Below are 7,968 nucleotides of genomic sequence, written 5' to 3' on the forward strand. Positions count from 1 at the left end.
CCGTGGCGCAACGCGGCGTTGAGCCCGCCGTCCGGCTCGTCAGGCACGACGATCGCGCCGAGCGCCGCGAGCCGCGAGCCCGCCTTCGCGTCGGACGTGACGACCAGCACGCGCGTGACGTCAGGACAGGCGACAACCGCGGAAACGGTGTCCGACGCCAGGGCGAGAGCCAGGTCCGCGCGGCGTGCACCGGCGAGGAGCGCGAGCCTGGACTTGGCGCGGGCTAGTACCTTGACAGGCAGCACCACTGTCCAGGTGAACAGGGCATCTTCGGTCATGCAGGTGACCACCGGCAGAATGTAGAGCATGACGTGCATGACGTGCGGAACCGGACCATGGGAAGGCCTCCCCGATGAGCAAGTCTTACTCGCCCACGTGGCGGCTGATCTCCGTCATCGTGCTGCGACCAGTGCTGACACTGCTGATCAGGAACAAGTGGGCCGGCCGGGAGAACATTCCCAGGAAAGGGCCCGTAATCATCGCCCCCAATCACTTGTCCTACGTGGACTGGGGGACCGACTCGCTGTTCCTCCACGTGTCCGGACGGTACCCGACGTTCCTGATCAAAGATTCGGCTTTCAAGATCAAATTCATCGGCCCGTTCCTGCACAAGGCGGGACAGCTCCCTGTGCACCGCGGCCGGGCCGACGCCGCCCTGGTGCTCAAGGACGCGGAGAAGAAGCTCGCGGAAGGCGCCGCCGTGGTCATCTACCCGGAGTCGACCGCGACGCGCGACCCCAACCTGTGGCCGATGGTGTCCAAGACCGGCGCGGCCAGGCTGGCCCTGTCCACCGGCGCGCCGGTGATCCCCGTGGCGCACTGGGGCACCTACGACATCCTTCCGTACGGCAGTAAGAAGCCCAAACTGTTCCCGCGCAAGACCGTGCGCACGATCGCTGGCCCGCCGGTCGACCTGTCGCAGTGGGCCGGCCAGCAGACATCGGCGAAGGCACTGCGCGCGGCCACCGCCGCGATCATGGCGGACGTGACGGCGCTGGTCGCGAAGCTGCGAGACGAAGAGCCGCCGGCTGTCCTCTACGATCCGTCCCTAGTATCCAGAACGATCCCGGCCGACTCCAGGACCGCCACCGGCTCCGCCGCGGCGCCGGCGACCGAAGCCGGAGCTGACAGCACGTGAAGGCTACGGTGCTCGGCGCCGGATCGTGGGGCACGACGTTCGCGCAGGTCCTCTGGGACGCCGGCACGCCGGCGGTGCTGTGGGCGCGCGACACGGCCATCACCGACTCGATCAACGCCGGCCACGAGAACCCCCGGTACCTGCCGGGGATCTCGCTGCCTGCCGCGCTGACCGCGACGACCGACCCCGCGGCGGCTCTCGACGGCGCGGACCTGGTGGTCTTCGCGGTCCCCGCGCAGACGCTGCGGGCGTCCCTGGCGTCGTGGGCGCCGCTGATCCCGCCCGGCGCGCTCCAGGTCAGCCTGCTGAAGGGGATCGAGGTCGGCAGCTCCAAGCGGATGAGCGAAGTGATCATGGAGGTGCTCGGCGTCCCACAGTCCCGGGTCGCCGTGGTCTCCGGGCCCAACCTAGCCAGGGAGATCGCCGAGCGCCAGATCGCGGCGAGCGTGGTCGCCTGCTCCGACGAGTCAGGCGCCCGGCTGCTGCAGCGCGCCTGCCACACCGGGTACTTCCGGGCCTACTCTAATACCGACGTGACTGGCTGCGAGCTCGGCGGCGCGGTGAAGAACGTCATCGCGATCGCGGTCGGGGTCGCGGTCGGACTCGGCCTCGGCGACAACACGAAAGCCACGCTGATCACCCGCGGGCTGGCCGAGATCGCCAGGCTCGGCGAGGCCGTGGGCGCGGACCCGCGAACGTTGGCCGGACTGGCCGGGATGGGCGACCTGGTCGCGACCTGCAGCTCGCCGCTGTCGCGGAACAGGACGTTCGGCCAGCACCTCGGGCAGGGCATGACCGCGGCGCAGGCGCGGACGGTCACCAGCCAGACGGTGGAGGGCATCACCTCCTGCGAGCCGGTGCTCGAGCTCGCCAGCAAGCACGGCGTGGAGATGCCGATCACCGAGGTCGTCGCGGCGTTGATCGGCGGCCACCTGCCGGTCATGGAAGCCGCCGCGGTGCTAGCGTCACGGTCAGCCAAACCGGAGTGGTACGGAGCCTAAACGCGTGGAGATAGCCAGAAGGCAGCTCGGCGAGAACACCAGGGCAGTGCACCTGCCGCCGCCGCCGGAATCCGCCCAGCGGCCGCTCGGCACGCCCATCTACCGGACGGCGGCGTTCGCCTTTTCCGGTGCCGAGGAGTACGCGGCGGTGCTGAACGACCAGGTGCCCGGGTACAGCTACAGCCGGATCGACAACCCGACCGTCGACGCGTTCGCGCGCGCGGTCGCGGCCCTCGAGGGCGCGAACCTGTCGCGCTGGCCTGCCGCCCAGGCGTTCGCGTCGGGGATGGCGGCGATCTCGGGGGTGTTCTGGACGTTCGCGCGGGCAGGAGCGCACGTCGTGGCGTCCACCGCGCTGTACGGCGGGACCTACAGCCTGCTGCGCAACGTGCTGTCGCGGTTCGGCGTCGAGACGAGCTTCGTGAACATCTCCGACCTCGACGCGGTCCGGGCGGCGATGCGGCCCGCCACCCGCATCCTCTACACCGAGGCGATCGCCAACCCGACGACGGCGGTCGCCGACCTGGGGCGGCTGGCGGACATCGCGCACGAGACGGGGGCACTGCTCGTCGTCGACTCCACGCTGGCCCCGCCGGTGATCTGCCGGCCGCTCGAGCACGGCGCCGACCTGGTGCTGCACTCGGCGACCAAGTACATCGGCGGGCACTCCGACGTCACCGGCGGCGTGGTCACCGGCCCGATCGAGCTCGTCAGCCAGCTGCGCGCGACCAGGATCGACACCGGCGGGTCACTCTCCCCCGACGACGCGTTCCTGCTCCGCCGCGGCCTGGAGACGCTCCCCGTCCGGGTGCGCCGCCAGTGCGCCACCGCGTCGGTGTTCGCCGCGACGCTGGCCAGGCACCCGGCCGTCGCGTACGTGGACTACCCGGGGCTGCCCACCCACCCAGGGCACGAGCTGGCCAGGCGGCAGTTCGACGCGGGGCCCGAGGGGGTCAGGTTCGGCGCGATCGTGACGATCACGCCGTACGGCGGCCGTGACGCGGGGCTCGCCTTCGTGACCAGGCTGCGGCTGGCGGCTCCGGCCACGTCGCTCGGCGGGACGCACACCAAGGCCTCCCACGTCGCCTCCACCACGCACCGCCAGCTCGACGACCGTGCGCTGAGCGCGGCCGGGATCGACCCGGGCGCGGTCCGCTTCTCCATCGGCCTTGAAGACGCCGAGGACCTGATCAGCGACGCCTTCGTGGCCCTGGAGGCCCTCGGCCGCTAGCGCCACGCGGAGCCGGGCGTGGCTGCCCAACTGCGGGACGCGGCCGAAAACGGGTCCGCGTCTGCTGAGCGGCGGAGTCGCGGATGGGTGTGCAGGGCTGGCGCCAGGCGAAACGGCGTGGTCCCCCGCGAGACGCCGGTCAGGCACTACCATCTGGGGGTTGACTGGGCAGCGGAGGTGAGCGCATGAGCGAGCAGCGCAAGATCAGGGTCGCCGTGGTGTTCGGCGGGCGCAGCGCGGAACACGCGGTGTCGTGCGCCAGCGCCGGCCTGGTCCTCGGGGCCATCGACAGGGACCGTTACGAGGTCGTGCCGGTCGGCATCGCGCGCGACGGACGGTGGGTGCTGACGTCCGGCGACCCCGCGCGGCTCGCGCTCGGATCAGGGGAACTGCCGTCGGTCGATGCCGTCGCCACGCCTGGCGTGTCCGTGACACCGCGGACCGGGTCGGGGAGCGGCGCGCTCGTCATCACCGGCCCGGCCGAGATCCCCGCCGGGCTCGGCGACGTCGACGTCGTGCTGCCGCTGCTGCACGGTACCTACGGCGAAGACGGCACCATCCAGGGGCTGCTCGAGATGACCGGCATCAGGTACGCGGGAGCGGGGGTGCTCGCCAGCGCGGCGGGCATGGACAAGGAGTACATGAAGCTGCTGTTCACCGCCCGCGGCCTGCCCATCGGGCGGTACGTCGTGGTCCGCGAGCGGGACTGGGGCCCTGACGCCCCCGCGGCGGAGCGCAAGCGCGTGCTCGACGAGATCGCGGAACTCGGCTGGCCGGTGTTCGTCAAGCCCGCCCGCGGCGGATCCAGCATCGGGACCTCCCGGGTGACCAGGCTGGACGACCTGGAGGCGGCGATCGAGGACGCCAGGCGGTACGACCGGAAGGTACTCGTGGAGGCCGCCGTCGACGGCGCCGAGGTGGAATGCGCCGTGCTTGAAGGGATCGACGGCGGGGCGCCGGAGGCGAGCGTCCCCGGGCAGATCGTGGTCGATCCGCATTCGGCGTTCTACGACTTCGAGGCCAAGTACCTGGGCGCGGAGTCGAGGATGGACATTCCCGCGCCGATCCCCGCCGCGGCGGCCGAACGGATCCGCCAGCTCGCGTGCGCGGCGTTCGACGCGATCTCCTGTGAGGGGCTGGCGCGCGTCGACTTCTTCTACACCACGGCCGGGGAAGTCCTCATCAACGAGATCAACACCATGCCGGGCATGACCCCGTCGTCGGGTTTCCCGCTGATGTGGGCGGCGAGCGGCCTGCCGATGCCCGCGCTGATCGACCGCATCATCCAGACGGCGCTGCGCAAGTCCGCGGGGGCGCGCTAGCCGCAGGGCCTGCGGACGGCGGCGCGCGGCGGCACGCGGGCACAGCGCCAGGAACGGCGGACGGCGGACGGGAGACCACTCCGCTCCAGTACCGCCGCCCGCGATGAGCTACGCCGGGCTAAGTCCGCCGCTACTTCTTCTTGCCGGACCTGGCGGAGCCCGCCCTCGCCGCCGGCTTCGCGGGGGCCGCCTTGGTGCCGTCGTTGACAAGGGCCTTGAAGTCCGCGCCCGGCCGGAACTTCGGCACCGAGGACGCGGCGACGTCGATCGGGGCGCCGGTGGCCGGGTTACGCGCCGTGCGGGCCGGGCGGTCGCTCTTCTCGAAGACGCCGAACCCGGTGATCGCGACCTTGTCGCCGCTCGCCACGGCGGACTGGATGGCCTCGAGGACCGCGTTCAGCGCCTCGGTCGCGGTCTTCTTGTCCCCCAGGCGATCGGAGATGGCGTCGATCAGCTCACGCTTGTTCATATTCACTCCTGCCTTCCCCCACTGGGAGGCCGCGGGCGGGCTGCACGCCTGCTTCGCGAACCCCTGACCAGCCCGAAATTAGGCGATCTAGCTCTGCTACACAATAACCTCGGCAAACATTGGCCTGCGTGTCGGGCCTAATCAGGGGTTCGGCGGGGGCGCAAATCACCCGCATTGTGAGCGAATCAGGCTACAGCGTGACGGGCAGCCAGCCGGGGCGGGACGCCTCGAACGCGCCGATCGCGTCCTCGTGCCGCAGCGTTAGTCCGATGTCGTCAAGCCCCTCCATGAGCCGCCAGCGCGTGTAGTCGTCGATCTGGAACGGCTCGACCAGGTCCTCGGCGAGGGCGTCGCCGGTCACCCGGACTTCGCGCTTATCGAGGTCGACGGTGACCTGGGCCGGCGGCTCAGCCTCGGCCGCGTCCTGGATGAGCGCGACGATCTTCTCCGGCAGGACGACGGGGAGCAGCCCCGCCTTCGTGGCGTTGGTGCGGAAGATGTCGCCGAAGCGCGGCGCGATCACCACCCGGAAGCCGTAGTCGAGCAGCGCCCAGACAGCGTGCTCCCGCGACGACCCGGTGCCGAAGTCGATCCCCGCCACCAGGATCGTCGCTCCCGTGTAGCGAGGCTGGTTGAGCACGAACGACGGGTCTTCCCGCCAGGCGGCGAACAGGCCGTCGCCGAATCCCTCACGGGTGACCCGCTTGAGGTAGACGGCGGGGATGATCTGGTCGGTGTCCACGTTGGTGCGGCGCAGCGGCATGGCCCTGCCGGTGTGCGTGACGAACGGTTCCATGATGATCCTGGTCTCCTTAGAGGTCTGCGGGGGCGGTCAGGCGGCCGGTGACCGCGGTCGCGGCGGCGACGACCGGTGATACCAGGTGGGTGCGGCCGCCCTTGCCCTGACGGCCCTCGAAGTTCCTGTTGGAGGTGGAGGCGGAGCGCTCCCCCGGCTTCAGGGTGTCGGGGTTCATGCCCAGGCACATCGAGCAGCCCGCGCTGCGCCACTCGGCACCGGCCGCCGTGAAGACCTCGTTGAGCCCCTCGGACTCGGCCTGCGCGCGGACCTGCATCGAGCCGGGGACGACCAGCATGCGGACGCCGTCGGCTACCTTGCGGCCCTTGATGACGCCGGCGGCCGCGCGCAGGTCCTCGATCCTGCCGTTGGTGCAGGAACCCACGAAGACCGTGTCGACCGTGATCTCGCGCAGCGGCGTGCCGGCCGTCAGGCCCATGTAGGTGAGGGCCCGCTCGGTGCCGTTCGGGTCCTTGGTCTCACCCGGCGCGGGCACGGACGCGCCGAGCGGGAGCGCCTGGCCGGGGTTGGTGCCCCAGGTGACGTACGGGCTCAGCGTGGTCGCGTCGATGGTGACCTCGCGGTCGAAGACCGCGCCCTCGTCGGTCGGCAGGCTCCGCCAGTACTCGACCGCCGCGTCCCAGTCGGTGCCCTGCGGAGCGTGCGGGCGGCCCTTGAGGTAGGCGATCGTGGTCTCGTCAGGGGCGATGAGGCCGGCCCGCGCTCCGGCCTCGATGGACATGTTGCAGACCGTCAGCCGGCCTTCCATCGACAGCGAGCGGATCGCCTCGCCGCGGTATTCGACGATGTAGCCCTGGCCGCCGCCGGTGCCGATCTGCGCGATGATCGCGAGAATCAGGTCCTTGGCGGTGACGCCGTCGGGCAGCGCGCCCTCGACGTTGATCGCCATCGTCTTCGGCTTGATCTGCGGCAGCGTCTGGGTGGCGAGCACGTGCTCGACCTCGCTGGTACCGATGCCGAACGCCAGCGCGCCGAAGGCGCCGTGCGTGGACGTGTGCGAGTCACCGCAGACGATCGTCAGGCCCGGCTGGGTCAGCCCGAGCTGCGGGCCGATGACGTGCACGATGCCCTGGCCAGCGTCCCCCATCGGATGCAGCAGGACGCCGAACTCGTCGGCGTTCCTGCGCAGCGTCTCGAGCTGGATGCGGGAGACCGGGTCGGACACCGGACTGCCCGGACCCTCGATCGGCGTTCCCGGGCCGATGCCGGGATTCGTGGGGACGTTGTGGTCCTCGGTCGCGATCGTGAGGTCGGGCCGCCTGACCTTGCGGCCCGCGGCACGCAGGCCGTCGAAGGCCTGGGCGCTGGTGACCTCGTGCACGAGGTGCAGGTCGATGAAGAGCAGGTCTGGTTCACCCTGCTGGCTGCGCACCACATGGGCATCCCAGATCTTCTCCGCGAGCGTGCGAGGCGCGCTGCTCATGCGGTCCATCTCCTCTGGCTAGGTTCCCTTGAAGTTGCGTCTCAAGATTTGAGACGGCAATATCAGCACATGAACAATACTAGTGGCGTCGGCGTGCTGGACAAAGCCGTTTGGGTTCTCGCCGCCGTGGAGAGCGGTCCTGCCACCCTCGCGCAACTCGTCAGCGCCACCGGCCTGGCTCGGCCGACGACCCACCGCATCGCCGTCGCGCTCGAGCATCACCGGCTGCTCGCCAGGGACGTGCAGGGCAGGTTCGTGCTCGGACCGCGGATCGCCGAGCTGGCCTCGGCCGCCGGAGAAGACAGGCTGCTCGCGTTCGCCCAGCCGGTGCTCGTCCAGCTGCGTGACCTGACCGGAGAGAGCGCGCAGCTGTACCGCAGGCAGGGCGACGTCCGCGTGTGCGTCGCCGCCGCCGAGCGAGCCAGCGGCCTGCGCGACACGGTGCCGGTCGGCGCGGCGCTGCCGATGACCGCGGGCTCGGCCGCGCAGGTGCTGCTCGCCTGGGAAGAGGGCGAGCGGATGCACCGCGGGCTACGCGGCGCCAAGTTCACCGCGGCCACGCTGGCC

8 protein-coding genes and 1 pseudogene are annotated in these 7,968 nt (G+C 70.9%); 5 read left to right on the forward strand and 4 right to left on the reverse strand.

The genetic code is table 11. From position 1 onward, the window contains the following. Nucleotides 1-308, reverse strand: a pseudogene (locus tag WA805_RS30710) (hypothetical protein); the annotation flags it as partial. Nucleotides 309-352: 44 nt separating this feature from the next. Here WA805_RS30710 and WA805_RS30715 point away from each other — a divergent pair. The 4 genes from WA805_RS30715 to WA805_RS30730 all read left to right on the forward strand — a co-directional run bounded on the left by WA805_RS30715 (nt 353) and on the right by WA805_RS30730 (nt 4,692). Beyond that, complete coding sequence (locus WA805_RS30715; protein WP_422274500.1) at nt 353-1,138, forward strand: lysophospholipid acyltransferase family protein; 786 nt, start codon at nt 353-355, stop codon at nt 1,136-1,138. Next, a complete protein-coding gene (locus tag WA805_RS30720) occupies nt 1,135-2,139 on the forward strand; it encodes an NAD(P)H-dependent glycerol-3-phosphate dehydrogenase (RefSeq protein WP_424560348.1) in 1,005 nt (334 codons plus the stop codon). Before WA805_RS30715 ends, WA805_RS30720 begins: the two co-directional genes overlap by 4 nt. 4 nt (nt 2,140-2,143) lie before the next feature. Next, nucleotides 2,144-3,370: a trans-sulfuration enzyme family protein gene (locus tag WA805_RS30725; RefSeq protein ID WP_422288913.1), complete on the forward strand. Its 1,227-nt coding sequence runs from the start codon at nt 2,144-2,146 to the stop codon at nt 3,368-3,370. A gap of 185 nt (nt 3,371-3,555) precedes the next feature. Next, nucleotides 3,556-4,692 carry a D-alanine--D-alanine ligase family protein gene (locus WA805_RS30730; RefSeq protein WP_425244078.1) on the forward strand — a complete coding sequence of 379 codons (1,137 nt, stop codon included), beginning with the start codon at nt 3,556-3,558 and terminating at the stop codon, nt 4,690-4,692. Between the two features lie 130 nt (nt 4,693-4,822). Here WA805_RS30730 and WA805_RS30735 read toward each other — a convergent pair whose 3' ends face one another. The 3 genes from WA805_RS30735 to leuC form a co-directional block, all read right to left on the reverse strand. Further along, the gene (locus WA805_RS30735; protein ID WP_422273800.1) at nt 4,823-5,161 is read right to left on the reverse strand and encodes an HU family DNA-binding protein; all 339 of its coding nucleotides are present in this window, start codon (nt 5,159-5,161) and stop codon (nt 4,823-4,825) included. Between the two features lie 190 nt (nt 5,162-5,351). Then, the gene (gene leuD / locus WA805_RS30740) at nt 5,352-5,957 is read right to left on the reverse strand and encodes a 3-isopropylmalate dehydratase small subunit (RefSeq protein ID WP_422273802.1); all 606 of its coding nucleotides are present in this window, start codon (nt 5,955-5,957) and stop codon (nt 5,352-5,354) included. 16 nt (nt 5,958-5,973) lie between these two features. Next, nucleotides 5,974-7,401: a 3-isopropylmalate dehydratase large subunit gene (gene leuC / locus WA805_RS30745; RefSeq protein ID WP_422273804.1), complete on the reverse strand. Its 1,428-nt coding sequence runs from the start codon at nt 7,399-7,401 to the stop codon at nt 5,974-5,976. 69 nt (nt 7,402-7,470) lie between these two features. Here leuC and WA805_RS30750 point away from each other — a divergent pair. After that, nucleotides 7,471-7,968, forward strand: a 498-nt coding sequence (locus WA805_RS30750; protein WP_425244079.1) for an IclR family transcriptional regulator, incomplete at its 3' end; no start/stop codon positions are given.

Source organism: Trebonia sp., from assembly GCF_049794275.1.
In the GTDB taxonomy this organism is placed as follows: domain Bacteria; phylum Actinomycetota; class Actinomycetes; order Streptosporangiales; family Streptosporangiaceae; genus Trebonia.

Bases quoted from the DNA above. Each gene is read 5' to 3' on its own strand.
- WA805_RS30715 (WP_422274500.1), top strand. From the start codon at position 353: ATGAGCAAGTCTTACTCGCCCACGTGGCGGCTGATCTCCGTCATCGTG.
- leuD (WP_422273802.1), bottom strand. From the start codon at position 5,957: ATGGAACCGTTCGTCACGCACACCGGCAGGGCCATGCCGCTGCGCCGC.
- leuC (WP_422273804.1), bottom strand. From the start codon at position 7,401: ATGAGCAGCGCGCCTCGCACGCTCGCGGAGAAGATCTGGGATGCCCAT.
- WA805_RS30735 (WP_422273800.1), bottom strand. From the start codon at position 5,161: ATGAACAAGCGTGAGCTGATCGACGCCATCTCCGATCGCCTGGGGGAC.
- WA805_RS30730 (WP_425244078.1), top strand. From the start codon at position 3,556: ATGAGCGAGCAGCGCAAGATCAGGGTCGCCGTGGTGTTCGGCGGGCGC.